We start from the raw sequence: 25,022 nt of genomic DNA on the forward strand, positions 1-25,022 counted from the left end.
CTCCCGCGCCCAGCCGGCGTCCCGCGCCCAACCGGCGTCCCGCGGCCAGCCGGCGTCCCGCGGCCAGCCGGTGCCCCGCACCCAGCGTCCTGTGCCCAGCCGGCGTCCCGCGCCCAGCCGGCGCCCCGCGCCCAGCCGGCGCCCCGCGCCCAGCCGGCGCCCCGCGGCCAGCCGGCATTCCGCGCTCAGGCAGTGTCCTGTGCCCAACCGGCACCCCGCGCCGGGCTGCTGGGCGTCCCGGCCTGGGGGGAGTGCCAGTGCTGCTGGTTCTGGGGGGGTCTTCGGGGGCGTCGGGATCGGTGTCACTGATTGTCGGCGGGCCAGTTCTTGGCTAGCTCGCTCAGCCGGGCGGCGACGTCTGCGGGGTCAGCGCCACGGCCCACGGCGATGCCCATCAGGTATGCCGAGACCGGCGCTCCTGGGCGTACCACGTTGTGCGCGACGTCCCTGGCCAAGTCCAGCACCAGCGCCGTAGCTGACCCGGCCCGATCTGGTGCCGCTGCCGCGTCAGCGGAGCTGAGGCCCAGCTCGGCCACAACCACCTTGATCCATTCGTCGAGGACGTTCACGAGACCCGTTCCTCGGCAATCCGCTGGGCACCGACGCCGCCGACAACGCTCACCGGACCCACTCCTCAGCGATCCGCAGGCCACCGACGCCGCCGACAACGCTCACCGGACCCACTCCTCAGCGATCCGCAGGCCACCGACGCCGCCGACAACGCTCACCGAGCCCACTCCTCAGCGGTTCGCAGGTCGTCGTCGGTGTCGCAGTCGAACCAAGGTGGCGGGCCGGGGCGTCGCCATGAGACCTCGATGAAGCGCAGGTGTTCCAGGAGCGCACGCATTGAGGCGCCGTGCAGGCCTCCGCGTTCCTCGGCGAGTTTGCCGACGGCCTCTCGCAATGCGCTTGTTCGCCAGACCCCACACAGCGCCTGTCGACGCCCCTCCGCGTCGCGGTAGACCGCGCCCTCCAGCGGCGCGGACTCGACGGTGAGGCGCAGCACGTCGATCGCCTCGCCGGTCAGCAATGGCAAGTCCGCGGCGAGCAACGCGGTGAAACTGACATCCTGCGGCACGAGCGCGAGCCCGGCCGCCGTGGCCGCCACAGGGCCACCGCCCCGCGGCTCCTCACTGGTGGACGCCACCTGGACGGGCAGGTCAGGCGGCACCCGACCGACCACCACCTGAGGGTCGGCGTCGTGCACCGCGGCGAGCACACGCGTCAGCATCGACTGTCCAGCCACCGGGATGGCAGCCTTGTCCGCACCACCCATCCGACGCGCCGCACCGCCGGCCAGCACCACCGCCGCGAATCCCCCCACGTACGTACCGTATCCCGCCGAGCCCGCCAGCGTGACCGCGCGGAGCCCGACAACCCGGAGAAGGCGTGCAGATCGCCGCCGCCGAGTGCCGAACGACCGAAGATTTCGCGACGCACTCCCGTTCAGTCCTGAGCGCCATCCCTCCTGGCCGGGCAGCGGCCCGACCTCATGCGACACCCCCCTCCCGACATCATGTGAGACCTCCCCGGCTTGCAGGCGCAGGGCGTCAGGCCCGTCCCGTCCTAAGCAATCAGGCCCCGCCCTGCCCCAGGCGATCGGGCCCCTAGGCGATCGGGCCCCGCCCCAGGCGATCGGCCCCGTCCCGCCCCAGGCGATCAGACCCCAGGCGATAGGGCTCCGTCCCGCCGCAGGTGATCAGGTAGGGCGCCAGTGCTCGCCGTCGGGTGCGGACGGCTGACCCTAGGCTGGCGACATGGCGCGGACGACGAACCGGCGAACCGTGACGAAGATCGACCTGGACGCGTCCGGCGGGCCGCAACGGCGGCTCGATGACCTGGCCGCTGAGGAGCCGCTGGAAATCCGGCTGCGCAAGAAGCCGCTCGCCGTCACCATGCGTACGCCGGGCCAGGACATCGACCTTGCGATGGGATTCTTGCTCACGGAGGGCATCATCCAGACAGCCTCCGACGTCGTCACCGCCCAGCTGTGCGCCGGCACCGACGCGCCCAACACGTACAACGTTGTCGACATGATGCTGGGCGATCATGTGCCGCCGCCGGCTACCGATCCGAGTCGCAACTTCTACACGACCAGTTCGTGCGGCGTGTGCGGGAAGGCCAGCATCGACGCCGTCCGCACCCGTTCGCGCTTCGACGTGGGAGCCGACGAGACGTCGGTCGCCGCGCGAACCCTGACCGAGCTTCCCGGCAAGCTACGCGCCGCTCAGCGGGCATTCGACCGTACGGGCGGACTGCACGCGGCCGGCCTTTTCGACACCAGCGGAGAACTGGTCATGCTCCGCGAGGACGTCGGACGGCACAACGCGGTCGACAAGGTCATCGGATGGGCGCTCCGCGAGGGCCGTCTGCCGCTCTCGGGACATGTGCTGCTCGTGTCCGGACGGGCCAGCTTCGAACTGGCCCAGAAGGCCTGGATGGCCGGAATCCCAGTGTTGGCGGCGGTCTCCGCGCCCAGCACGCTCGCGGCGGAACTGGCGGACGAGGCGGGAATGACCCTCGTCGGATTCCTGCGGGGCCAGTCGATGAATGTCTATGCGGGATCGCATCGTGTAACCGGCTGAGTTCGCTGCATCCGCGGCCCTCACTGATCCTGAGCAGACTCGGCGAGATCACGGCCGGCGGTGGGTGGTTCGACGTTGTTCGGTGCCGTCGAAGGTGGTCTCGCGGCTTGAGGGCCGCTCGGGTCGACCCCAAGACCGCGTTTCGCCGCCTGGCTTTGTCCAGCGACGGTGGGGACCTGCGATGTGACAGCGGGGTTTTTGCATTTCCCCAATTGGACTGCCCTGCCGGCCACTGCCAGATTTCGGCGTCTGGCTTACGCCGTTGCCTTGCTCCGCCGTTTGGTGAGCCTTGCTCCCCGGCCCCGCCGTCCGTCTTGCCTCGCCGCTCGGCTCCACCATCGCCTCCCCGGGGCTTTGACTCGTCGCAATACCTTCCTCCCTGCCCCGGCTTTCCGGTCCGCTGACCTCGCTGCTTCGGCTCTGTGGCCTGCCCACCTCGCTGCTTCGGCTCTCTGGCCAGCCCACCTCGCTGCTTCGGCTCTCCGGCCAGCCCACCTCGCTGTCTCGGCTCTCCGGCCCGCCGACCTCGCTGTCTCGGATCTCCGGCCCGCCTGCCGTGCCGCAGGTTGCGTTCGATGACTGGCTGATCGCCTCGGTGCCTGACCCGTACGGCTGGGTGTTCGGGCCGTTCTCGTGCGTGTCAGAGCCGGAAGGGTTGCTTCCCGATTCGGCGCGGTGGAGTTCCCCAGGCCAGGCGCCGCCGGGCTCCGTCGGCGCGGGCCGGCCCGTCGGTGTCGGCCAACCGGCCACTACTGACGGCGAAACTGCCGAGTACAGCGTGGCATTCATCGTCACGGCCAGCGAGTAGTGCTGGTCGGCCTCGAGGGCGCGCTCCACCGCGATGGCCGACAGGGCGCCCATGCCGGCACGCCATGCGATGAAGGCGAGCAGCGAGGCCGGTGCAGGAACACGCCCAGGGGCGACCCGGCGCACCATGTCCGACCAGAGCGCGACCTGCCAGTCGTCGGTGCCGCTGCGGATCCAGGCGTAGTCGCGTACCGGCAACGAGGTCAGCAGGTAGCCGAGCCAAGCCACCTCCTCGTCAGACAGTCGACCACCGGAGCGGTAGCGCCGCTCCGCCGAGCGGATAGCCGTCCGGCCCGCCCGCAGCATCAGGCGCTCACACCGGCTCCGCTCATCGGCCGGTGCAGCCGCCCCTCCTTCCTCGGCCGGGGCAGCCACGTCACCCTCCTCGACCGGGGCAGCCGGGCCACCCTCCTGCGCCGGCTCCTGCCGCAGCAGATCGAGCAGCCGGGCCATCGCTCGGTCATCCGCAGAGTCCATGGCCGCCCGCTCCACTCCGGTCACCGGCGCGAGTTGTGCTTCCAGGTCCTTACGGCTCGGCAGGGCGACTGCTCCCGCGAAGGTCGCCTCTGTAGCCAGCACGCTGTCCGGCGGGTCGCACGGCCTTCCGTCCTCGGGACAGCAGGTCGGATTGGTGCACAGATACGACCAGTACCGCCCGCCGGCCACGCGGAACTCGTCGATGATCCGCACACCTGCCTTCTTCAGGGCGTCGGACAGGTGGAGGAGCGACGGGGTCACGCGGTCGCTGCGCCCGTACCCGATGAGGGCTATGGCTTCGGGGCACTGTTCGACGATGAGCGTGGCGAGATGGAGGACCGGCGCCCGGGCCTCAAGGTCGGGAACGCCGGGTTCCGGGAGGTCGATGCGGGCCGCGAACGCGAGCTTCGCGTCCTTCACCGCGGCGACAACCAGGCTGTCCGTCGGGTGGAAACCGATCAGGAACGGCACCGCCGCGATCAGCTCGGCCGGGGTGCGCACTTTCAGCTTCGTCATGGCGAGCAGGTTGGCCGAGAACGGCCGAAGGCCGCGTGCCAGAAGCCGCGGCCTGTGGATAACCCTGCGCTGTGGATAACCGATTCGCGGGTCGCCCCGCATGCCAAGCTGCCAATCCGGCTGGACGCCACCGGCCGCCGAGACTTAGGAGCGGAATTGAAGCTCGTGCAACTCCAGGCCCTCTTTCTGCCAGTCGTGCGGATGGCGATCGAGGTCCATCGTCAACTCGATCGACGACACAACGTCGTAGCCGGCCGCGTGCAGGCTGCGGATGGCGTCCACGTTGCGCGAGGCGGGAGAGATCGTCAGGGCCTGCATGTTGCGCTTCTTGGCTTCCTGCGCGACGTGTCGCAGCAGCTTGCGACCGACGCCCTTGTGTCGATGCGAGGCGGTCACCACGACCGGCTCGACCTCGCCCGCGCGCCCCCGGATGATGAGGCCCACCAGGCCGACCACGCCGTCGTCCGCGTGGTCGGCGACCCACAGGCCGCCCAGGTCGAGGCGGGTCAGATACTCCTCGAAGCCGGCTCCGCCGTCATCGGACGGATCGCCGTACATCTGGTTGTGCTGGGCCGTCAACTCCGCCCATAGGCGCCGGCCGGCACTGTGGTCGCTCGGCCGGTACGAACGCACAGCGACAGGTGTCATGCCGACATTTTGACTCCGAATCGGGCACGCCGTAACCCGAAGTGGAAGATAAGGCGGTGGATCTGCCGTATCTGCGCACGCACCCGCAGCATCTCCCGACATTTCTGACTCACCAGCGGATTCGGGAGACCCCCGTTGGAGGAGGTGATGTCTGCCGAGCGTCCCGCCTGACCTTGGACGACGGATCGTCGCTCTTCGCGAAGACGTGGCCGGCTGGCGAGCCACCCGAGCACTTCTTCGTTACCGAGGCGGCTGGGCTCGCGTGGCTGCGGGAGGCCGACGCGGTCCCGGTTCCCGAGGTGATCGTCGCGCTCGACGAGATGCTCGCGCTCGAATGGGTGGATCCGGGTCCGGCGACGCGGGCAGGTGCCGAGCGGTTCGGGCGGGAGTTGGCCGGCCTCCACCGGGCGGGGGCGGACAGCTTCGGGGCCGGGTGGACCGGGTTCATCGGGCCGTTGCCACAGGACAACACGCCCTCGGCGGGTCCGTGGGGTGAGTGGTTCGCGGAGCGTCGGTTGCGGCCGTACCTGAGGACCTCAGCCGACCGCGGTGCGCTCTCCGCTGCGGATGTCGCGGTGGTCGAACGCGTCCTCTCGGGGATCGACAGGTACGGCGGGGAGGAATCTCCCGCCCGAATCCATGGCGACCTGTGGCCGGGCAACGTGCTGTGGGGCGCGGACGGGCGGGCTTGGCTCGTGGATCCCGCCGCTCATGGTGGGCATCGCGAGACCGACCTGGCGCAGCTGGCGTTGTTCGGCGGAGTGCCGCACCTCGAAGCGGTGATCTCGGCGTATGACGAGGTATGGCCGTTGGGGGAAGGGTGGCGCGCACGCATCCCTCTGCATCAGCTTCACCTGCTGTTGGTGCATACGGCCGCGTTCGGCGAGGGGTATCGCGGGGCCGTACGGGCGGCGGCGGACACGCTACTCGGACATTAGAGACCCGACAGGCTGGCTTGGTCTGGACTTGGGACCTCGGCCTTGGCATGGTCTCGGCCTCGGCGTGGTCTCGGCCTCGGCGTGGGCGTGGGTCTCGGCCTGGGCCTGGTCTGGGCCTCGGCGTGGGCGTGGGTCTCGGCCTGGGCATGGTCTCGGCGTGGGTCTGGGTCTGGGGACATGGCAAAGCTCATCGCCTACGTGGCCCCGGTGCTGTCTGGGACTGGGCCTGGAGCTAACCGCCCGTAAAGCCGTCCAGTTCTTCCCCCACGGGGCTGGGGCTGGGCCGCCGCGCTCCGCCGAGACAGGTGGGGCAGGACGTGGCTCCGGGGATCACGTGGCTATCGGTCGGAAGCTGATCTTTCTGGTTAGCGGTGTAACGAGGTGGTCGGTAAGGCGGGAGCGACGGCGCCATCGATCGAGAGTGCGTTCTGGGATGAACGGACACACAAATCGGGCATCGGACGCGTTAGTCGGGCGTCACGGCAAAGCGGCCTGGGCGCAGGCGTGGGCGTGGGCGTGGGTTTGAACGTGCTCCGGAGATGGGTGGAAGCGGTGCAATCGTGAGGCAAGTTGGGCGGATTCGCGGATGGACCGGCGTGCGGTGTATCGCAGTGCGATACAGGCGACGGCAAATGTCGTATCCAAGCGCTACGTTCGACCAGTGACCGAGCTTGCCATGCCCATCGTGCCGCCGCGGGGTTTCGTGCGCGGGGGTGGGTTGCTTGCCGACCGGTTCGGACGCGTCGCGACCGATCTTCGCGTGTCGTTGACAGACCGTTGCAATCTGCGGTGCACCTACTGCATGCCCGAAGAGGGCCTGGCGTGGATGCCGCGGGAGCAGCAGCTCAGCGATGACGAGGTGGGTCGCCTCATCCGGATCGCGGTCGAGCGACTGGGCGTTACTGAGGTGCGCTTTACCGGCGGGGAGCCGCTCATCCGTCGAGGGCTTGTCGGCATTGTGGCTGCGGCTGCGGCGCTGCGGCCACGGCCGAGACTCTCAATCACGACGAACGGCATCGGGCTCGAGCGGCTTGCCCAGCCGTTGCGCGACGCCGGGCTCGATCGGGTGAATGTCTCGCTCGACACGCTGTCGCCGGCCCGGTTCGAGGAGCTCACTCATCGCGATCGGCACGCCGACGTGCTCAAGGGGTTGGCCGGCGCTGTGGCTGCCGGGCTCACGCCGGTGAAGATCAATACCGTGTTGATGCGGGGCATCAACGACGACGAGGCGCCGGAGCTGCTGCGGTTCGCGCTGGATCACGGGTACGAGTTGAGGTTCATCGAGCAGATGCCGCTCGACGCGCAGCACAAGTGGGAGCGGCGCGAGATGGTCACGGCTGCGGCGATTCTCGCTTCGTTGGAGCCTTATGGGTTGCAGGCCGATCCGGTTTCACGTGGAACAGCGCCGGCGGAGACCTGGCTGGTGCCCGGCTATGTCGATGCGGCGGGAAATCCGGCTCGGGTTGGCGTCATCGGCAGCGTGACCAGGCCTTTCTGCGGCGATTGCGACCGCACCCGGTTGACCGCGGACGGACAGGTGCGCAACTGCTTGTTCGCCAATGGCGAGTCGGATCTGCGTGGGCTGCTTCGGGGCACCGCATCGGACGACGAGATCGCCAACGCCTGGCGCGCCGCGATGTGGGGCAAGAAGGCCGGCCACGGAATCGACGACCCGACGTTCCTGCAACCCGCCCGCCCGATGTCCGCGATCGGCGGATGATCATGCTTCGCCCAGACGCCGATGCACCCGCAAGCTTCAAGTCCCACCAGAACGCGCACGAATCAGTCGGCGCCAACCAGGACGTTGGCGCGACGGTCGTGAAGGACTCGCACGCCGAGGCCGGGACTAGCCAGGACTCGCACGCCGAGGCCGGGACTAGCCAGAACTCGCACATGACGCCGGGGACCGGCGGGGACGCAGGAGCGACTTCGGTGTCGGACACTCAGCTCGCCCTCACCGGAGACCCCTCTGTGGTGGCCCGCAGCGCCGACCTCGCAGCCCGGCCGATTCGGGTCCGGTATTTCGCCGGCGCGCGGGCGGCAGCCGGGAACACCAGCGAGGAGACCGTCGAAGCCTCCTCGCTCGACGAGCTCACCGTCCTGCTGAGCGGGCGCCACGGCGAGCGGCTCGCTCTCGTACTCAAGGCCGCCAGCTTTCTCGTGAACGGCCTTACCTGTCATGATCGACAGGTGGCTTTGCCCGCCGGGGCGACCGTCGATGTCTTGCCACCGTTTGCGGGGGGTTGAGCTTGATCGGGTTCGCAGCGGTAATTATCGTCGTCTTCGGCCTGGTCCACCTCTACCTCTGGAAGCGCCTTGTCCGCGATCCGCTGCGCGGGGTCCGGGCTCGTCGTGCCGGCGGTGTCGTCATCCTTCTGCTGGCGTTCCTGGCGCCCGCGACGTTGATCGGTGTCCGAAGCGGCTACGCGAAGTGGCTGGCCTGGCCCGGCTACCTCTGGGTCGCGTTGATGTTCTACCTGCTGGTAGTCCTGACTGCTCTGGAGATCCCACGCCTCGTCGCCAACCTTTGGCTCCGCTCGAAGGCGGCTCCCGGAGTTCGCGAAGCTGCCGCACGTGGCGGAACGGCTGACAGTCGTCTCGGGGACTCCGATCGAGATGATTCCTATCGAGAAACCGAGTCGCCGTCTCACGCGGGCGGCGCCAGCACGAACGCCAGCGCGCCTAGCCGCCCGGCCAGCGCGAACAGCACCGCGACCGGCAGCCCCGCGAACCCGGACAGCACCGCCATCAGCACCGCCGCCAAAGCGACCAGCACCGCCGCCCAAGCGACCAGCACCGCCGCCCAAGCGACCAGCAGCGCCACCAACGCCACCAGCAGCGCCGCCCAAGCCACCAGCAGCGCCACCAAGGGCATCGCCAAAGCAAACCGCACCGCCATCGGCACCGCCGCCGACGCAACCAGCACCGGTACCAGCCCCACCAACGCCGCGAACCCGGACAGCAGCCCCGCGAACCCGGACAGCACCAAGACCAGCAGCCCCGCCGAGGAGAACACCACCGCCCAGAACGAACCGCCCGGTATTGATCGGCGGCTTCTGCTCGCGCGCGGTGCCGCCATCTTCGCCGGGCTCACCGCGGCGGGCCTTACCGGCTACGGCGTCAAGAACGCGCTCGGTGACCCCCAGCTTGACCGGGTGCATATCTCCCTGGCCAAGCTTCCCCGTGCGATGGATGGCACCCGGCTCGCCGTGGTCTCCGACATCCATCTCGGGCCGCTGACCGGCGTGCGGCACGCCGAGCGGATCGTTCGGCTCATCAACTCAGTCGATGCCGACATTGTCTGCGTGGTGGGGGATCTCGTCGACGGGACCGTGGGCGAGCTCGGGCGGTTCGCGGCGCCGCTGGCCGATATTCGGTCGCGGCGGGGGGCGTATTTCGTTACCGGGAATCACGAGTACTACTCCGGCTACTCCGAGTGGGTCGCGGAGGTGGCTCGGCTCGGGATTCGGCCGTTGCGCAACGAGCGGCTCGAGGTGAGTGGGCTGGATCTGGCCGGGGTGAACGATATCGGTGGCGCCGCCTTCGGTGACGGGCCCGATTTCGAGCGGGCGCTCGGGGACCGTGATCCGGCGCGTCCTGTCGTGCTCATGGCGCACCAGCCGATCGCCGCCAAGGAAGCCGCTCCTTTCGGCGTCGACCTCCAGGTCTCCGGGCACACGCACGGCGGTCAGATGGTTCCTTTCAACCTGCTGGTCAGGCTGGAGCAGCCGGTCGTGAGCGGGCTCGGCAAGGTGGACGGGGTGCCCGTCTATGTGACCAACGGCGCCGGGTTCTGGGGTCCGCCGGTTCGGGTGGGGGCGCCGCCTCAGGTGACCGTCATCGAGCTTCGCACCCTGTAAGCCGACGATTCCCGGCGCGAGTCCGGTCCGCTACGGCCCGGTCGCCTAGCAGCCCGCAGCGCGGCGCCGGCGGGCCGACCCTCGCCCCGGGCCCCCGCGAGGTCCTTGGCGAGTGTGATCGCATCCCGTCGGTGGCGACCGTGACGGCGCCGCCGTCGCGAGCGGGCCGGAGTAGGCGGGGATGCCGTGCAGATGGTCGAAGGCGTAGAAACCGGCTCTCCGGCCGGGCCGGCCCGAGCGACTCGGAACCGGTCGTAGATCTGACGCGGTCACACCCAAGCGACTCAGAACCGGACGTGGATCTGACGCGGTCACACCCAAGCGACTCAGAACCGGACGTGGATCTGACGCGGTCACACCCGACGCCCGCCGGCGCCGCCTCGTCGGGCCAGACGAGTCCGGGCCAGACGACTCCAGGCCAGACGACTCCAGGCCAGACGACTCCAGGCCAGACGACCCCAGGCCAGACGACCCCAGGCCAGACGACCCCAGGCCAGACGACCCCAGGCCAGACGAGTCCGTGCCCGTGGTGGCGAGTGGAACAACCGCCAAGCGGGACCCGAGTCGACGTGCTCACCAGCTCACAATCAACAACAAAACCCCCCGAACCCCAGCAGTGACGTTACTCTGCGCAACCGCCGTACCTCTTAGAAGTGAATCTCGGGTGGATCCCCGAGCCACGACGATGATCTCCGCAGGATTCAATCGTGGATCGGTTATGTCACTTCGCGCGTGGCGGCTTCAGGCGCGCGGCGGGCCCGTGACAGGATGCAGCGTGCCCTCGGACAGCGCAGGGTCCTCGGTTGCCGCGGACACGAACGTCGCGGACACGTACGTCGCGGATCTCCACATCCACTCTCGGTATTCGCGTGCTTGCAGCCGTGACCTCACCCTTCCCAACCTGGCCTGGTGGGCCCGCCGCAAGGGCATCGCGCTGCTGGGAACCGGGGACTTCACCCATCCGGCCTGGTTCGATCACCTGAGGGAGAACCTGCGGCCCGCCTCTGAGCCCGGCCTCTTCCGGCTGAGCGCCGAGGCCGAGCAGGACGTCACCCGCCGCCTTCCCGGCTCGCTGCAGGGCACCGCCCCCGCCCGGTTCATGCTCAGCGTCGAGATCTCTACGATCTACAAGCGCGACGACCGTACGCGGAAGGTCCATCATCTTGTCTACCTGCCCGACCTCGACGCGGCCGCGCGCTTCAACGCGGCGTTGGGGCGGATTGGGAATCTGACGGCCGACGGCCGGCCGATTCTGGGGCTCGACTCGCGGGATCTGCTGGAGATCGTGCTGGAGGCCAGCCCCGACGGCTATCTGGTGCCCGCGCACATCTGGACGCCGTGGTTCTCGGCGCTCGGATCCAAATCCGGTTTCGATGCGATCGCCGACTGCTATGCGGACCTGGCCGAGCACATCACCGCCGTCGAGACCGGCCTATCCTCCGATCCGGAGATGAACTGGCGGGTTTCGAGCCTCGACCGGTACCGGCTGGTTTCCAACTCGGACGCGCATTCGCCGGCGGCGCTCGCCCGGGAGGCCACGCTTTTCTCCGGTACGCCGGACTACTTCGCGGTGAAGGACGGCCGGGGTCTCGCCGGCACGATCGAGTTCTTCCCCGAGGAGGGCAAGTACCACGCCGACGGGCATCGGGCGTGCGGGGTGAACTGGGAGCCTGCCCGCACGCGGGCGGCCGGTGGGCGGTGCCCCGAGTGTGGCAAGCCGCTGACCGTCGGCGTGCTGAGCCGGGTCGAGGATCTGGCCGACCGCGACAACGCACCCGCGCGGCCGCAGACCGTCGAGCACCTGATTCAGCTCGCCGAGATCGTGGGCGAGATCAACGGGGTGGGGCCGAAGTCGAAGACCGTCGAGGGGCAACTTCACCATCTGGTGGCGACGCTCGGCTCCGAGCTGGACATCCTGCGCAAGGTTCCGGTCGACGAGATCGGCCGGCAGGGTGGGGAGAACCTGCGGGAGGCGGTCACGCGGCTGCGGCGCGGCGAGGTGAAGCGCGTTCCCGGGTACGACGGCGAGTACGGCGTCATCACCCTGTTCGAGCCCGGCGAGTTGCGGACCCGGCAGAGCGCACCGCAGGCCGAGACCCTGTTCGACATGGTTCCCCTGCCGGTGCCGCAGCAGCGCAGGACCGAGCCGGCCATCGGCCGTGCGCCGGTGCCGAAGGTCAAGGAGCCGGTCAAGAAGAAGGCGCCGCCGATTCAGCCGCCCGCGTCGCCGCATGAGCCGTTCGAGCCGATGCTTGCCGGCATGGAGGAGGTCGGCACCGGGTTGCTCGACCGGCTGGACGCCATGCAGCGGGTGGCCGCGTCGGCGCCCGGGGGGCCGCTGCTCATCGTGGCGGGGCCGGGGACCGGCAAGACGCGGACGCTGACGCACCGGATCGCGTACCTGTGTGCCGAGCTGAATGTCTTTCCGCACCGCTGCCTGGCGATCACCTTCACCCGGCGGGCGGCCGAGGAGATGCGGGCCCGGCTCGACGCGCTGATGGGTGACGTCGCCGAGGACATCACCGTCGGCACCTTCCACTCGGTAGGCCTGACCATTCTCAAGGAGAACGCGAAGGCGGCCGGGCTGGGTGCCGGGTGGCGGATCGCCGACGACGCCGAGCGGGCCTCGGCCCGGGAGCAGGCCGGGGACGACGACGCGGCGTACACGAAGCTGCTGCGTCAGCAGGATCTGGTCGACCTGGACGACCTGCTCACCGTGCCCGTGGCGCTGCTGCGCGACGATCCCGCGCTGGTCGAACGGTACCGGCGGCAGTGGCAATGGATCTTCGTGGACGAGTATCAGGACGTCGACGACACCCAGTACGAGCTGCTGCGGCTGCTGAGTCCCGCGGACGGAAACCTGTGCGCGATCGGCGACCCGGACCAGGCGATCTATTCCTTCCGGGGCGCGGACGTCGGCTACTTCCTGCGGTTCGCCGAGGACTTCACCGATGCCCGGCTGGTGCGGCTCACCCGCAACTACCGGTCGTCGGCGCCGATCCTCGCCGCCGCGGTGCAGGCGATCGCGCCGACCTCGCTGGTCAGCGGCCGCCGGCTGGATCCGGCCCGGGTCAACCCCGAGTCGCCGCTGGTCGGGCGGTACTTCGCGGCCAGCGTCGCGGACGAGGCCGATTTCGTCGTGCGTACGGTCGACGAGCTGGTCGGCGGGTTGTCGCACCGCTCGCTCGACTCGGGCCGGGTCGACTCGCGGGCGGTGGCACCCGGAACGCTGTCCTTCTCGGACATCGCGGTGCTCTATCGCACCGACTCGCAGGCGCGGGCCGTGGTGGACGCGCTGTCGCGCGCGGGCGTACCGGTGCAGAAGCGCTCGCACAACCGCCTGCGGGACCGTGCCGGGGTGCAGGTGATCGCGCGGGAGTTGCGGCTCGCGGACGGCCCGGGCGGCTCGCTCACGGCGCGCGTCAGGTCCAGCGCGCAGGTGTTGGCCCAGCGGTACGCCGCGCCGACACTCGACGCGGAGCAGCTCGCCCCGGAGGACATCTGGACGGCGGTCGACCTGCTCATGCCGCTGGCCCAACGCCTGGGCGACGATCTTCCGCGCTTTCTGCAGGAGATCGCCACCGGGGCGGAGATCGACGCCCTGGATCCGCGGGCCGAGGCGGTCAACCTGCTCACGCTGCACGCGGCGAAGGGGCTCGAGTTCCCGGTGGTGTTCCTCGTCGGTTGCGAGGACGGGCTGCTGCCGCTGCGCTGGCCGGGCACGACCCCGTCCGAGGACGACGCCGCCGAGGAGCGCCGGCTCTTCTTCGTGGGCCTGACCCGGGCCCAGGACCGGCTCTATGTCAGCCACGCGGCCCGGCGCTTCCGGCATGGCAGCGAGCGCGAGCAGTCGCCGACGCCGTTCCTGGACGCGATCGACGCGGGCCTGTTCGAGCGCATGGGCGACACGGTGCCGTCGCGCCCGAAGGACCGGCAGCTGCGCCTGCTCTAGACAAGCGCGGCAGGACCGGCAGTTGCGCCTGCTCTAGGCGAGCGCGGCGGGCAGAGTTACGCCGATCAGGGCTCCGGCCAGCAGGGCCGGGCCGAACGGCAGCGCCGTGTGCCGGGTCGCGCGTCTGGCGATGAGCAGGGCGAGCGCCACCGGGCCGTTGATCAGGTGTGCCGCCGCCAGGCCGACCGCCACCGCCGGCCAGCCGGCGAAGCCGAGGACGAAACCCAGGACGGTCGCCAGCTTGACGTCGCCGAGGCCGAGGCCGTTGCCAGGGAGCAGGGCGATGATCAGGTACGCCGCACCGCACAGCACCGCTGCCACCCCGGCCCGCCCGATCCGCCCCGCCTCCCCGGCGATCAGGGCGCCGGCGCCGAGCGGGAGCACCGTGGCGGCCGCCAGCGCGGCGACCAGCGGGTCGGGCAGGCGCCGGCAGCGCAGGTCGATCAACGCGAGCAGGACGCCGAGGATCGCCACCGGCAGCAGAACCACCAGCAGCGGCGCCGGGCCGATCGTGGCACCGAGCAGGCCCGCGATCAGCGCGCCGGCGGACACCGTCCACAACGGTCGGCTGGCGCAGACGCATGACGCTCCGGCGCGTACCCATTGGGGGAAGGGCTTGGCGCAGTGAGCGCAGGCGGACCGGGGTGGTGTGCCTCGCGGCACCGCGAGGCGGTCCGCGACGCGGGGGAGGAAGGCGGCCGCGGCGCCGCCGAAGACGGCCGAGCAGACGGCAACCGCAACGGTCATGGGGCGCAACGGTATCCGCGGCGGACGCCCCTGGCGCGTCTTGTTGCCGACAAAAGCGGGCCGCAACCTCCTGCTTGGGCGGTTGAGCATCGGTCGGCGCGATTCCGGGAGGGAGCGCGCCGACCGGAAACGCTACGGTGGCGTACAGCGAAAACCGCCTGGAGGAAATCCCGATGTCGCAGAACGGCCCGTATCCCAGCCAGGGCTGGCCGCCGACCGGCGGCTCGTCGGGGTCCGACGAGCCGTACACGCAACCGTCCGATCCGTGGGGTGACGCCGCGGGCACCGCGTCGCCGCCCGAGGATTCCAGCTGGGGCGGGCAGTCGATGTCGGTGCCGATCACCGGATCGTCCTACACCCCGCCGCCCTATACCGGTGCGCCGCTGCACACCTCGCCGCCCGGCTGGCAGCACCAGCCGCCGCAGCAGCCGTCGCAGCCGTTGTCATTGCCCCGGAAGCGGCGGAACACCCCGATTGTCGCCCTGGTCTTCGTGCTGGGTCTGCTGATCTGCGGTGGGCTGGGCACCACCGCGTGGCTCGTGTCCCGAAGCGACAAGCCTGGGGCGGGTGAGGGCGGCCCGACCGTGCCGGCGACCACCGCGACCAACCAGGTCGCCGCCCCGGAGCCGCAGACCAGTGAAGATGCCCGCTTCGTCCGGAAAGGCCAGTGCGTCCGCAACGAGAGCCGCGCCGACGACAACCCGGAGCTGAAGATCGTGGTCTGTGCCAACGGCACCTATGAGGTGCTCAAGCGGGTCGACGGCCGCACGACGGGGGAGGCGGACGCCGAGGACAAGTGCGGAAAGGTCGCCAAGTACTCCAAGTGGTACTTCTACGACAGTGAGCTGGACAGCCTCGACTTCGTGCTCTGCCTCCGCGAGTATGGCGTGAGCTAGGGGTCTCTAGGTTATTTGCTAGAAAGCTCTATACACGCCACGAATAGACGACTCTAGCTTTTCGGCTAGACAGCCCGATACGGTGCTATCCGTGGATCCGGTCCGGAATCCGTACGCACCCGGCGCCGGCCAGCGCCCGCCCGAGCTGGCCGGACGCGGCCGCGAGCTGGACGCCTTCGACGTCGTCCTGGAACGGGTGGCCCGCGGGCGCCCCGAGCGCAGCCTCGTCCTCACCGGCCTCCGCGGAGTCGGCAAGACCGTGCTGCTCAACACGCTGCGGTCGGCGGCGATCGGTCGGCTCTGGGGCACCGGCAAGATCGAGGCACGTCCCGACCAGTCGCTGCGCCGCCCGGTCTCGGCCGCGCTGCACATGGCCATCCGGGAGCTGACCCCGCACCACCGCAACCCCGACCGGGTCGACGAGGTGCTCGCCGTGCTCAAGGCCTTCGCCCTGCGCGCCAACGACGCGAACGCCAAGCTGCGCGACCGGTGGACCCCCGGCATCGACGTGCCGGCCGCCCGGGGACGAGCCGACTCCGGCGACATCGAGATCGACCTGGTCGAGCTCTTCACCGACGCCGCGTCGCTGGCCACGGACGTCGGCACGGGCATCGCCCTGTTCATCGACGAGATGCAGGACCTCGGCGCGGCGGACGTGTCCGCGCTCTGCGCCGCCTGCCACGAGCTGTCGCAGCTCGGCGCGCCGCTGATCGTGGTCGGCGCCGGCCTGCCGCACCTGCCCGCCGTGCTGTCCGCCGCCAAGTCGTATTCCGAGCGGCTGTTCCGCTACCAACGCATCGACCGGCTCGACCGCATCGCGGCAGACCGGGCACTGTGCGCCCCGGCGGCGCGCGAGGACGTCGAGTACGAGGCCAAGGCGCTCGACCTGCTCTACGAGAAGTCGGGCGGATACCCCTACTTCGTCCAGGCGTACGGGAAGGCGACCTGGGACCACGCGCCGACCTCGCCGGTGACCGCGGAGGACGTCCGGGTGGCCGCCCCGGAGGCCGAGGCGGAGCTCGCCGTGGGCTTCTTCGGCTCCCGCTTCGAGCGCGCGACCCCGGCGGAACGCGAGTACATGCGGGCCATGGCGGCGCTGTCCGGCGAGACCGACCACGACATGGACGCGGCCGTGCCCACGTCGGAGATCGCGGCGTCGCTGTCCCGGCGACCGGCGAGCCTGTCACCCGCGCGCGACGCCCTGATCAAGAAGGGACTGATCTACTCGGGGGAGCGCGGCACGGTCGCGTTCACAGTCCCGCACTTCGGCCGCTACCTGCGCACTCAGCCTTAGACCTCGTGCCACGGCGCGGGATATTTGGCCTCCGCGCCGTTCAGGGCCAGGACCTGCCAGGCGTCGCCGAGGTGGGACCACGGGCTGGTTATTCCGTACGGCATCGCCGGCGTGAACCCGAAACGCCGGTAGTAGGCCGGGTCCCCGAGAACGAGCACCAGCCGCTCTCCGGCGACGGTCGCGAGCTTGAGCACCTCGGAGATCACCGCCGCGCCGAGGCCGCGCCGCTGCTCGCCGGGCAGCACGGCGACCGGTCCGAGGGCGAGCGCCGGGTCCGAACCCACGGTGATCCGGCTGAGCAGGGCGTACGCGACGACCCGGCCGTTCTCCTCGGCAACCACCGACAGGCCGGGCAGCCATGAGTCGGTGTCGCGGAGCGCGTCCACCAGGCGGGCCTCCGCGTCGGTGGGGAAGGCCGCCGTCAACACCGCCCAGACGGGACCGGCGTCGCCCGGCCGCTCGACGCGAAGATTCATGAACGCACCCTAGTCAGCTCCGAGTTGGTCATCGGACAACGCGGGTATAACGGTGCTATGAAGCCCGTACGCGCAGCAGCCCGTGCCATGCTCGGTGCCATCTTCGTCGTCAGCGGAGCCCGCATCGTGCTCAACCCCGATTCGAAGGTCACCGCCGCCAAGCGGGTGACCGACAAGGTCGGACCGATGATCGAAAAGGTGGATCCGCGCCTGCCCAGCGACGCGCGCACCCTGGTCCGACTCAAGGCCGGCAGCGACGTCGCCGCCGGACTGCTGCTGGCCACCGGCAGGTTCACCCGCCCGGCCGCCGCGGTGCTCGCCGCCGGTCTCGTCCCGACCACCCTCGCGGGCCACCCGTTCTGGACGCTGCCGCAGCCCGAACGCGAGCAGCACCAGATCCACTTCCTCAAGAACCTCGGCCTGCTCGGCGGTCTGCTGCTCGCGGCGGTCGACACCCAGGGCAAGCCGGGCCTGAAGTACAGGACCACGCACGCGCTCGGCCGCTCGCAGCGGTCCGTGAGCCACGCGGTCGAACGCTCGCAGCGGTCTGTGAGCCACGCGGTCGAGCGTTCGCAGCGGTCCGCGCGGCGGGCGGTGCGGACGGCGAAGCGCGAGGCGAAGATCGCGGCCCTGTCCGCGGCGGCCGCCCGCAAGCTGCCCGGATAGTCGCCCGCGGGACCGTCCCGCGATGCATCCAACATCAAAATCTCAATCACCAAACGGGCCATCCCGACGTTAAGCACCGCAGAGCATCGAGCGGACGAGCCACGGGGGGTGGGGCATGCCCGCGATGACACCTGCGCGCCCCGCGACCTCGCGATCCGTCGTGGTCGCGCTCGCCTGCGTCGGCCTCCTGGCCGCGATCACCACGATCGCCCAACGGTACGGATTCAGCGGCCTCGACCTGGACCGCGCGGCCGTGACGAGTTGGCTGGGCGGCGACGGGCTTTATGCGTACCGCGCCGCCGGCAGCCACCTCGGCACCGCCCTGCCACCGGCCGCCGCGCTGCTCGTCGCGCCCGCCGCGATACTGCCGCTCGCCGTCGCGGGCTGGTCGCTCGCCCTCGCCGGAGTGGCCGCGCTGGCCCTCGCCCTCGTCGTCCTGGCCGGGCCGATCGCCCGCCGCTACGGCCGACGGCCGTGGCCGGTGGTGCTCGCCGCCTGTGCCCTGGCGCTGACGGCGGAGCCGGTGCGCGCCGCGCTCGGCCTCGGCACGCTGGACCTGGTGGCCTTCGGCCTCATCACCGCCGACATCGTGGCGCTGCGGCGCAGCGCCTGGGCCCGCAGCCGGGCACGCTGGTGGCCCCGGTTTTCGGACGCGTCGCCGCGACCGTGGCCGCGCCGGGTGTGGACCGACGGCGGCTGGGCCGGGGTCGGCGTGGGGCTGGCGACGGCGCTGACGGTAAGCCCGGTGTTCTTCATCGCGTACCTCGCAGTCACCAAGCAGTGGCGGGCGACGCTGACGGCCGTCGCCACGGCCGCCACGACCGCCGTGGCCGCCGCGCTGATCACCCGGCACGAGACGGCGGCCTGGTTCGGCGAGGTGCTCCTGCGTATCGACCGGTCCGGGCCGGTGGACGCACCCACCAACCAGTCCCTGGCCGGGGTGTTCGCCCGGCTCTACGAGTCGGCCACCACGCCGATCCTGCTCTGGTTGTCGTTCTCGCTGCTGCTGGTCGCGGTCGGGTTGATCCGCGCCCGGTCGGCGCACGCCGACGGCGACGAGATCGCGGCCTTCACCCTGGTGGGGCTCACCGCGGCGATCGCCGGTCCGGTCACCGACACCCACGAGCTGGTGTGGATGCTGCCGGCCGTGCTGGTCCTCGTCGACGCGGCCGCCCGGCGGCGTGCCTCGGCACGACGCTCGCTGCCGGGGCGTCCCCGGCGCCCCGGCGCCGGCCTGGCCGCGGCGGCCGTGGCGGTCTACCTGCTGACGGTGCTGGCACCGATGGGCAGCCTCGCCGACCCGATCTCCCGCAACTCCTATGCGCTGGCCCTGATCCTGCTGGTCAACGCACTGCCGTGGCGGGCGGGAGCGGCGCCGGCCGTGCCGATCGACCGCTGGGAGAGCCGCCGCGCGAGCCGTCGGGCGATGACCATCCCGCCGCCGCGCGAACCCCTCGTCAGGGGCAGTTGACCCATTCCTCGGTGCCGTCGGCGAAGACCTGGCGCTTCCAGATCGGCAGCCGGGCCTTGGCCTCGTCGACCAGCCGGGCGCAGGCCGCGAACGCGGCGGCCCGGTGAGCCGTGCTGACCGCGGCGACGAGCGCCACGTCACCGATCCGCAGGGTGCCCACCCGGTGCGACACGGCGACCGCGTACACGTCCGGATCCGCGGCGATCTCCGCCGCCACCTCGCGGAGCACGGCCGCGGCGCCCGGGTGGCCCTCGTATTCGAGCAGCGTCACGCCCCGCCCGTGATCGTGGTCGCGGACGACGCCCTGGAAGGAGACGACCGCCCCGGCCCGCGGGTCGGCGACGGCCTTCTCGTGGGCGGCCAGGTCGAGGGCGGTGTCGCCGACCTCGGCGATCCGTACGGTGTCCACACTGGTCATGGGCGCTCCCCGGGAGACAGCGGGAGGGGCAGGAACGGCACGAGGTCACCGGTTTTCGCCGGCTGATCGGGGCGGACGACGACGAAGCCGTGCGCCCGGGCCAGGCCCCGCAGCATCGCCGAGCCGGCATGCCCGACGGGCGTGGCCCGCCGGCGGTCGTTGTCGAGGGCGGCGAGGGCCAGGTGGGTGAATCCGCCCCGGCCCGCGACGTCCTGGGTCAGTTCGACGCGCGGCAGCGACGGTAGTTCACGCCCGTGCAGGCCGGCGAGCAACGGCGCCACCAGGGACACCAGCGCGATGACCGCGGACTGCGGGTTGCCCGGCAGCCCGGCCAGGAAGCGCGGGCGTCCGTCGGAGCCGGCGACCGTGGCGAGCAACATCGGGAAGCCCGGGCGTACGGCGACCGTGTTCACGACGTATTCGGCGCCGAGGGCGGCGAGGGCGGGGTGCAGGTGATCGACGGGGCCGTGCATGGTGCCGCCGGTGGTGCAGACGACGTCGGCGACGGCCAGGCCGTGCCGGATCGCCTCGATGTGGGCGTCGAGGGTGTCGCGCACCGGGCCCTGGACGGCCTCGGGTTCCACTGTGGCACCGGAGCGCCGCAGCCACGCCGGGACCAGCGAGCTCAGCGAGTCGCGGACGCGGCCGTCGCCCGGTGGCCCGCTGGTCAGCAACTCGTCGCCGAAGACGAGCAGGGCGGCGCGGGGCCGCGGGCGTACGGGAATGGTGTCGTAGCCGCAGGTGGCCGCCATGCCGAGCACAGCGGGGTCGACCGGCGTGCCGGTCGGCAGCAGTTCCTCGCCCCGGCGGGCCTCCTCACCGGGCAGCCGCCACTCCGCCTGGGCGCGCGCTTTACCGCTGACCAGGCCCGCGGCGTCCCGGCTGGACTCCTCCACCCGGATCAGTGCCTCGGCGCCGTCCGGAACCATGGCGCCGGTGGCGATCTCCACGCAGGTGCCGTCCTCGGCGAGCGGCGGCGGCGTGCCGCCGGCCAGGACCCGGCCGACCGGGCGCCACGGCTCGCGGCCGCGCACCGCCCAGCCGTCGATGCTCGAGGTCGGGAACGCGGGCAGATCGGTGAGGGCCACGAGGGGCTCCGCGAGCGTGCGGCCGTCCGCCGCGTCCAGCCGCACCGACTCCGCCGGCCCCGCCGCCACCCGGCCCGCCTCGTAGGCCAGGGCGCGGGCCTTGTCCCAGTCGACCGGCATGCTCTGCGCGTTCACTTCTGCAGCCTATGGTCGCCGCCGGCGATCTGCTCCACCGCATGGTCGAGAATCGGGCCGAGCACCGCCAGCCCGTCACGCGCGCCGCCGGTCGACCCCGGCAGGTTGACGATCAGCGTACGGCCGGCGACCCCGGCGAGACCCCGCGACAGCGCGGCGGCCGGCACCTTGTCCCGGCTGTACGCGCGGATCGCCTCGGCGATGCCGGGGACCTCGAAGTCGAGCAGCCCTCGGGTCGCCTCGGGCGTCCGGTCGGTGGGCGTGACTCCGGTTCCGCCGCTGGTCAGCACCACGTCGATGCCCTCGGCGACGGCCGCGCGCAGCGCCTCGGCGACCGGCGGGCCGTCGCTCACCACGACCGGAGGGTCGACCTGGCAGCCGAGGTCGGTCAGGCCCGCGACGAGCAGGGGGCCGCTGGTGTCCTCGTAGACGCCGGCGGCGGCACGCTGGGAGGCGACGATCACTCGGGCGCGGATCATGGGCGGTCCTCCGGGCGTACCCATTCGCCGGTCTTGCCGCCCTCTTTGCGCAGCACCCGGATGGCCTCGATGCTCGCCGCGGGGTCGACGGCCTTGACCATGTCGATCAGCGCGAGCCCCGCGGTGGCCACCGCGGTGAGCGCCTCCATTTCGACGCCCGTGCGGTCGGCGGTCTTCGTCGTGGCGACGATGTCCACTCCGGCGTCGGTGATCGTCAGGTCCACAGTGACGCCGTGCAACCCGATCGGGTGACAGAGGGGTACTAGATCGGGTGTCCGCTTAGCGCCCAGAATTCCGGCGAGGCGGGCTACCGCGAGGGCGTCACCCTTGGGGAGGCCGTCACCGCGCAGCAGTGCGACAACCTCGGGGGTGGTGACCAGCCGGCCGGCGGCGACGGCCCGGCGGACGGTCACGGTTTTCGCCGATACGTCGACCATGCGGGCCGCCCCGTCGGCGTCGACATGAGTCATTTTCGCTGCGTTCGTCACATGGGCCAGAGTATCCATCGCCTGGACGGTCTTCACATTCGCCGCGCCAGCAATGGCGCATCGTCAGCGCGCCCACACTTTCCGTAGCATTTTCGAGATGGCAATCCGTTCTACGCAACAAATCGAGCCAGTGTGCGCTTTGTGGATTCGGCCCATTCACCAAACCGTCGTACATTCATCTCTGCGCGCCCGGTACGCAGCAGCGCAAATGTCGGTGATTGATCACCGCCCTCCCGGGAACGCCTCGCATGCGGAGCGTCAGCAAACCGTCACAGATTTGGTATAAAGTGCCCCAACCTCGCATTTCATGAAACGAGCGACAAATCATTCTTCCCTAATCGCCGTTTCTTTTCTAACCTCGGCACAGGAAACGCGGACCGGGATTGTTCAGAGATTTGTCTATGGGTGGCAGCCGAACGGCCGCTCCCATTCACGAAAGCGGAGGTGCCGAGATGCGTGAAGTCGACTGGTTGTGAACCCACCGGTGACCGGCGCTCCTCACGGAGCGGCAATCGGTCATTGACAGCCCGTATGGGCAGCGGGAGACCATGGGAACGTGGGGCGACCGCAGTGAACGACGCGAAGACCGACAAGCGGCTCCGGCTGTATGTCGGTCTAGTCGCGTGTGCGGGTATCGCCTGCCTGCTCGTGTCGGCGCTCTCCGTGACCGCCGTGCCGTCCAGCAAGCTCCTTCTCCTCGGCGCGTTGACCGCGATCACGGCCGGGGCCAGCGGCCCCATCATCAAGCTGCGGATCAGGTCCGACAGGCGTGCCTTCCCGGCCACCTCCGGGGCGATCCTGCTGGCCATCGCCACGGTTCCCCTGCCCTGGGTGATCATCTGTACCGCCCTGGGCGTGCTGGCCTCCAAGGCGTTCACCCGCCAGCCGATCAAGGTGCTGTTCAACGTCGCGAAGGACACCAGCGCGGCGGCCGCCGCCGCCTCGGTCGCCTTCCTCGCCGGCATCCGTCCCACCACGAGTCTCGACGTCGTCGTGCCGTCCATTCCACGACTGCTCCTGGGCCTCACCGCGGCGGCACTGGCCTATGCGCTGCTGGACCACCTTCTCGGCCACACGGCGATCTCGTTGTCGACCCGCACTCCCTGGCGGCAGGCCGCAAGCGACAACTGGGACGTCGTGATCGGCATTCGCGGCATCAACCTCGTGCTCGCGCTGCTGACCGTCATGGTGGTGGAGCACGAAGAGCTGCTGATTCTGACCATGGTGCCGACCGTGCTGGCGCTGCAGCTCGCCACCAAGAACAAGATCAGCCAACGCGCCGATCAGGAGGCCTGGCGACGCCTCGCCGGCACCACCGACCGCCTCAACGTCACCGACCTGGAGTCGGTCCTGCACGCCGCGGTCACGCTCACCCCGGAGCTCTTCTCCGCCGACGAAGCCGAGATCGAGCTCCGTGACGCGGACCCGCCCCGGCTGGTCCGTGGATCGGCCGGGCAGCTGCGCTACGACGGAACCGTGGTCGGCGCACCAGCCCGCGACGGTTCGATGATCGAGGCCGAACTCGACGGCCCCGACGGCCGGATGGGCGTCCTGCGCCTGCGGTTCCGCAGGCCCGTGACGCTGAACGAGTCGGAACGCTACAAGCTGCAGACCTTCGCCTCGTCGCTGTCCACCGCCATCGGCAACGCCCGCGCCTACGCCGAGCTCAAGCGGATCAACGCCGAGAACGCGTACGCCGCGACCCACGACCCGCTGACCGGGCTGGCCAACCGCCGCGAGCTGCTCGACCAGGCAAACCACATCTTCGCCCGGCGGGCGCCCGAGGGCATGTTCGCGATGCTGCTCATCGACCTCAATCACTTCAAGGAGGTCAACGACACCCTCGGACACACCGCCGGTGACGAGGTGCTGCGCGAGGTCGCCCGCCGGCTCGAGGACGCCGCCCGCCCCGACGACCTGGTCGCCCGGCTCGGCGGCGACGAGTTCGCCGTGCTGCTGACCGGCCTGCCCGCCCCGGCCGTCGCCACCCACCGTGCCGCGGACCTGCTCGCCATCCTCGAACGACCCATCGAGGTCGACGGCATGCAGCTCACCGTCGAGGCGGCCGGCGGCATCGCCCTCGCGCCCGGCAGCGGGGGCGTCAGCGAGCTGATGCGCCGCGCCGACGTCGCCATGTACCAGGCAAAACGCTCCGGCCAACGCACCGCGACGTACGCACACGCCCGCGACACCGCCGACGTCGGCCGGCTCGTCCTCGGCGGCGAGCTGACCCGCGCGGTCACCCACCGGGAATTCGTCGTCGACTACCAGCCGATCGTCGACCTGGGCAGCGGCGAGGTCATTTCCGCGGAGGCCCTGGCCCGCTGGCACCACCCCGAACACGGCGACCTCACCCCGATGCAGTTCCTGGACACCGTCGAGCGCTCCGGTCAGCTGCCGGCGTTCGTCGACGCCGTGCTGGAGCAGGCGCTGACCGCCGTCGGCGGCTGGCGCGAGGCCGGCTTCGACCTGCCCGTGGCCGTCAACGTGTCGCCACGCAGCCTGCTCGATCCGACGTTCCCGTCCGCCGTCCTGGCCCGGCTAGCGACCCACGCGGTCCCGGCCGACCGACTCGTCCTGGAACTCGCCGAGACGCTGACCCTCAGCCAGCTCGAGGTCGTCGAACGCGCCCTCACCGAACTGCGCGACGCCGGCGTCCGGCTGGCCCTCGACGACTTCGGCACCGGCGTCTCGTCGCTGTCGGTGCTCTCCCGGATCCCGGTGCACCAGCTGAAGGTCGACCGGGAGTTCGTGGTCGCCGTCGAGACCTCCCCCGAGGCCGCCGCCGTCGTCCGCTCCACCGTCGACCTCGCCCGCAGCCTGCACCTCGCCGTGATCGCCGAGGGCGTGGAGAGCGAACCCCAGCGGCACGCCCTGTGGGAGCTGGGTTGCGTCGCCGGACAGGGTCACCTCTTCGCCCGCCCGATGCGCGCCGGCAGGCTGCTCGCAACGCTGCAGCGCGGCTCCGACGGCCGGCCGGGTTTCCTGGCCGGTCCGCTGCACAAGTCGGGATCGGTCGTCCGGATGGCGCGCCGCCGAAATCCGAGATCACCTCTGCCACACTTGCCTGCGTGAAGCTGC

The 25,022-nt window shown here is 70.8% G+C and carries 22 protein-coding genes; 11 read left to right on the forward strand and 11 right to left on the reverse strand.

The window, feature by feature from the left end; translation table 11 throughout:
* The 3 genes from AB0M36_RS19150 to AB0M36_RS19160 all read right to left on the reverse strand — a co-directional run.
* A partial coding sequence (locus AB0M36_RS19150; protein WP_364159177.1) for a hypothetical protein occupies window positions 1-207 on the reverse strand: 207 nt, incomplete at its 3' end.
* Between the two features lie 95 nt (window positions 208-302).
* On the reverse strand, window positions 303-569 hold the full coding sequence (locus AB0M36_RS19155) for a DUF6457 domain-containing protein (protein WP_364159180.1): 267 nt from the start codon (window positions 567-569) through the stop codon (window positions 303-305).
* Between the two features lie 155 nt (window positions 570-724).
* Complete coding sequence (locus tag AB0M36_RS19160) at window positions 725-1,324, reverse strand: NTP transferase domain-containing protein (RefSeq protein WP_364159183.1); 600 nt, start codon at window positions 1,322-1,324, stop codon at window positions 725-727.
* 433 nt (window positions 1,325-1,757) lie between these two features.
* Between AB0M36_RS19160 and fdhD the strand changes: the two genes are divergently transcribed.
* Window positions 1,758-2,585 (forward strand): formate dehydrogenase accessory sulfurtransferase FdhD, encoded by an 828-nt coding sequence (gene fdhD, locus AB0M36_RS19165; RefSeq protein ID WP_364159186.1) that lies wholly within the window; start codon window positions 1,758-1,760, stop codon window positions 2,583-2,585.
* 48 nt (window positions 2,586-2,633) lie between these two features.
* On the opposite strand, the gene AB0M36_RS19170 is transcribed toward fdhD, so the two are convergent.
* Window positions 2,634-4,385: a DUF4192 domain-containing protein gene (locus tag AB0M36_RS19170; protein ID WP_364159189.1), complete on the reverse strand. Its 1,752-nt coding sequence runs from the start codon at window positions 4,383-4,385 to the stop codon at window positions 2,634-2,636.
* A gap of 144 nt (window positions 4,386-4,529) precedes the next feature.
* Window positions 4,530-5,033, reverse strand: coding sequence for a GNAT family N-acetyltransferase (locus AB0M36_RS19175; RefSeq protein ID WP_364159192.1), 504 nt, complete (start codon window positions 5,031-5,033; stop codon window positions 4,530-4,532).
* A 56-nt stretch (window positions 5,034-5,089) separates the two neighbouring features.
* Between AB0M36_RS19175 and AB0M36_RS19180 the strand changes: the two genes are divergently transcribed.
* The 5 genes from AB0M36_RS19180 (at window position 5,090) to AB0M36_RS19200 (ending at window position 13,783) form a co-directional block, all read left to right on the forward strand.
* Window positions 5,090-5,971, forward strand: coding sequence for a fructosamine kinase family protein (locus AB0M36_RS19180; RefSeq protein ID WP_364159195.1), 882 nt, complete (start codon window positions 5,090-5,092; stop codon window positions 5,969-5,971).
* A 676-nt stretch (window positions 5,972-6,647) separates the two neighbouring features.
* Complete coding sequence (gene moaA, locus AB0M36_RS19185) at window positions 6,648-7,691, forward strand: GTP 3',8-cyclase MoaA (RefSeq protein ID WP_364159637.1); 1,044 nt, start codon at window positions 6,648-6,650, stop codon at window positions 7,689-7,691.
* A 251-nt stretch (window positions 7,692-7,942) separates the two neighbouring features.
* The gene (locus tag AB0M36_RS19190) at window positions 7,943-8,218 is read left to right on the forward strand and encodes a MoaD/ThiS family protein (protein ID WP_364159639.1); all 276 of its coding nucleotides are present in this window, start codon (window positions 7,943-7,945) and stop codon (window positions 8,216-8,218) included.
* Window positions 8,219-8,220: 2 nt separating this feature from the next.
* The gene (locus tag AB0M36_RS19195) at window positions 8,221-9,831 is read left to right on the forward strand and encodes a metallophosphoesterase (protein ID WP_364159198.1); all 1,611 of its coding nucleotides are present in this window, start codon (window positions 8,221-8,223) and stop codon (window positions 9,829-9,831) included.
* 775 nt (window positions 9,832-10,606) lie between these two features.
* Complete coding sequence (locus tag AB0M36_RS19200; RefSeq protein WP_364159201.1) at window positions 10,607-13,783, forward strand: UvrD-helicase domain-containing protein; 3,177 nt, start codon at window positions 10,607-10,609, stop codon at window positions 13,781-13,783.
* Between the two features lie 33 nt (window positions 13,784-13,816).
* Here AB0M36_RS19200 and AB0M36_RS19205 read toward each other — a convergent pair whose 3' ends face one another.
* Window positions 13,817-14,530, reverse strand: a complete 714-nt coding sequence (locus AB0M36_RS19205; protein ID WP_364159203.1) for a prepilin peptidase — start codon at window positions 14,528-14,530, stop codon at window positions 13,817-13,819.
* A 173-nt stretch (window positions 14,531-14,703) separates the two neighbouring features.
* Between AB0M36_RS19205 and AB0M36_RS19210 the strand changes: the two genes are divergently transcribed.
* The gene (locus tag AB0M36_RS19210; RefSeq protein ID WP_364159206.1) at window positions 14,704-15,426 is read left to right on the forward strand and encodes a hypothetical protein; all 723 of its coding nucleotides are present in this window, start codon (window positions 14,704-14,706) and stop codon (window positions 15,424-15,426) included.
* 91 nt (window positions 15,427-15,517) lie between these two features.
* Window positions 15,518-16,720 carry an ATP-binding protein gene (locus AB0M36_RS19215; RefSeq protein WP_364159208.1) on the forward strand — a complete coding sequence of 401 codons (1,203 nt, stop codon included), beginning with the start codon at window positions 15,518-15,520 and terminating at the stop codon, window positions 16,718-16,720.
* Here the strand turns inward: AB0M36_RS19215 and AB0M36_RS19220 are convergent.
* Entirely contained in the window at window positions 16,717-17,196 is a 480-nt protein-coding gene (locus tag AB0M36_RS19220) for an N-acetyltransferase (protein WP_364159211.1), read from the reverse strand. The two genes, AB0M36_RS19215 and AB0M36_RS19220, sit on opposite strands and share 4 nt — an antisense overlap.
* 57 nt (window positions 17,197-17,253) lie before the next feature.
* Here AB0M36_RS19220 and AB0M36_RS19225 point away from each other — a divergent pair, with 57 nt between their 5' ends.
* Both AB0M36_RS19225 and AB0M36_RS19230 read left to right on the forward strand, forming a co-directional pair.
* Window positions 17,254-17,862: a DoxX family membrane protein gene (locus AB0M36_RS19225; protein WP_364159213.1), complete on the forward strand. Its 609-nt coding sequence runs from the start codon at window positions 17,254-17,256 to the stop codon at window positions 17,860-17,862.
* Window positions 17,863-17,986: 124 nt separating this feature from the next.
* On the forward strand, window positions 17,987-19,333 hold the full coding sequence (locus AB0M36_RS19230; RefSeq protein WP_364159216.1) for a glycosyltransferase 87 family protein: 1,347 nt from the start codon (window positions 17,987-17,989) through the stop codon (window positions 19,331-19,333).
* Here AB0M36_RS19230 and AB0M36_RS19235 read toward each other — a convergent pair.
* Genes AB0M36_RS19235 through moaC form a run of 4 tightly spaced genes read right to left on the reverse strand, consistent with a single transcriptional unit; the run spans window position 19,320 to window position 21,941 of the window.
* The gene (locus AB0M36_RS19235) at window positions 19,320-19,751 is read right to left on the reverse strand and encodes a molybdenum cofactor biosynthesis protein MoaE (RefSeq protein WP_364159219.1); all 432 of its coding nucleotides are present in this window, start codon (window positions 19,749-19,751) and stop codon (window positions 19,320-19,322) included. The genes AB0M36_RS19230 and AB0M36_RS19235 overlap by 14 nt on opposite strands.
* Window positions 19,748-20,959 carry a molybdopterin molybdotransferase MoeA gene (locus AB0M36_RS19240; protein WP_364159641.1) on the reverse strand — a complete coding sequence of 404 codons (1,212 nt, stop codon included), beginning with the start codon at window positions 20,957-20,959 and terminating at the stop codon, window positions 19,748-19,750. The genes AB0M36_RS19235 and AB0M36_RS19240 overlap by 4 nt, the downstream gene beginning before the upstream one ends.
* 11 nt (window positions 20,960-20,970) lie before the next feature.
* Window positions 20,971-21,453 (reverse strand): MogA/MoaB family molybdenum cofactor biosynthesis protein, encoded by a 483-nt coding sequence (locus AB0M36_RS19245; RefSeq protein ID WP_364159222.1) that lies wholly within the window; start codon window positions 21,451-21,453, stop codon window positions 20,971-20,973.
* On the reverse strand, window positions 21,450-21,941 hold the full coding sequence (gene moaC, locus AB0M36_RS19250) for a cyclic pyranopterin monophosphate synthase MoaC (RefSeq protein WP_364159225.1): 492 nt from the start codon (window positions 21,939-21,941) through the stop codon (window positions 21,450-21,452). Before moaC ends, AB0M36_RS19245 begins: the two co-directional genes overlap by 4 nt.
* A 570-nt stretch (window positions 21,942-22,511) precedes the next feature.
* On the opposite strand from moaC, the gene AB0M36_RS19255 reads away from it, so the two are divergent.
* Complete coding sequence (locus AB0M36_RS19255) at window positions 22,512-25,016, forward strand: bifunctional diguanylate cyclase/phosphodiesterase (RefSeq protein ID WP_364159228.1); 2,505 nt, start codon at window positions 22,512-22,514, stop codon at window positions 25,014-25,016.
* The last annotated feature ends 6 nt before the right edge of the window (window positions 25,017-25,022 follow it).

Source organism: Actinoplanes sp. NPDC051346, assembly GCF_040682215.1.
Classification (GTDB): Bacteria; Actinomycetota; Actinomycetes; order Mycobacteriales; family Micromonosporaceae; genus Actinoplanes.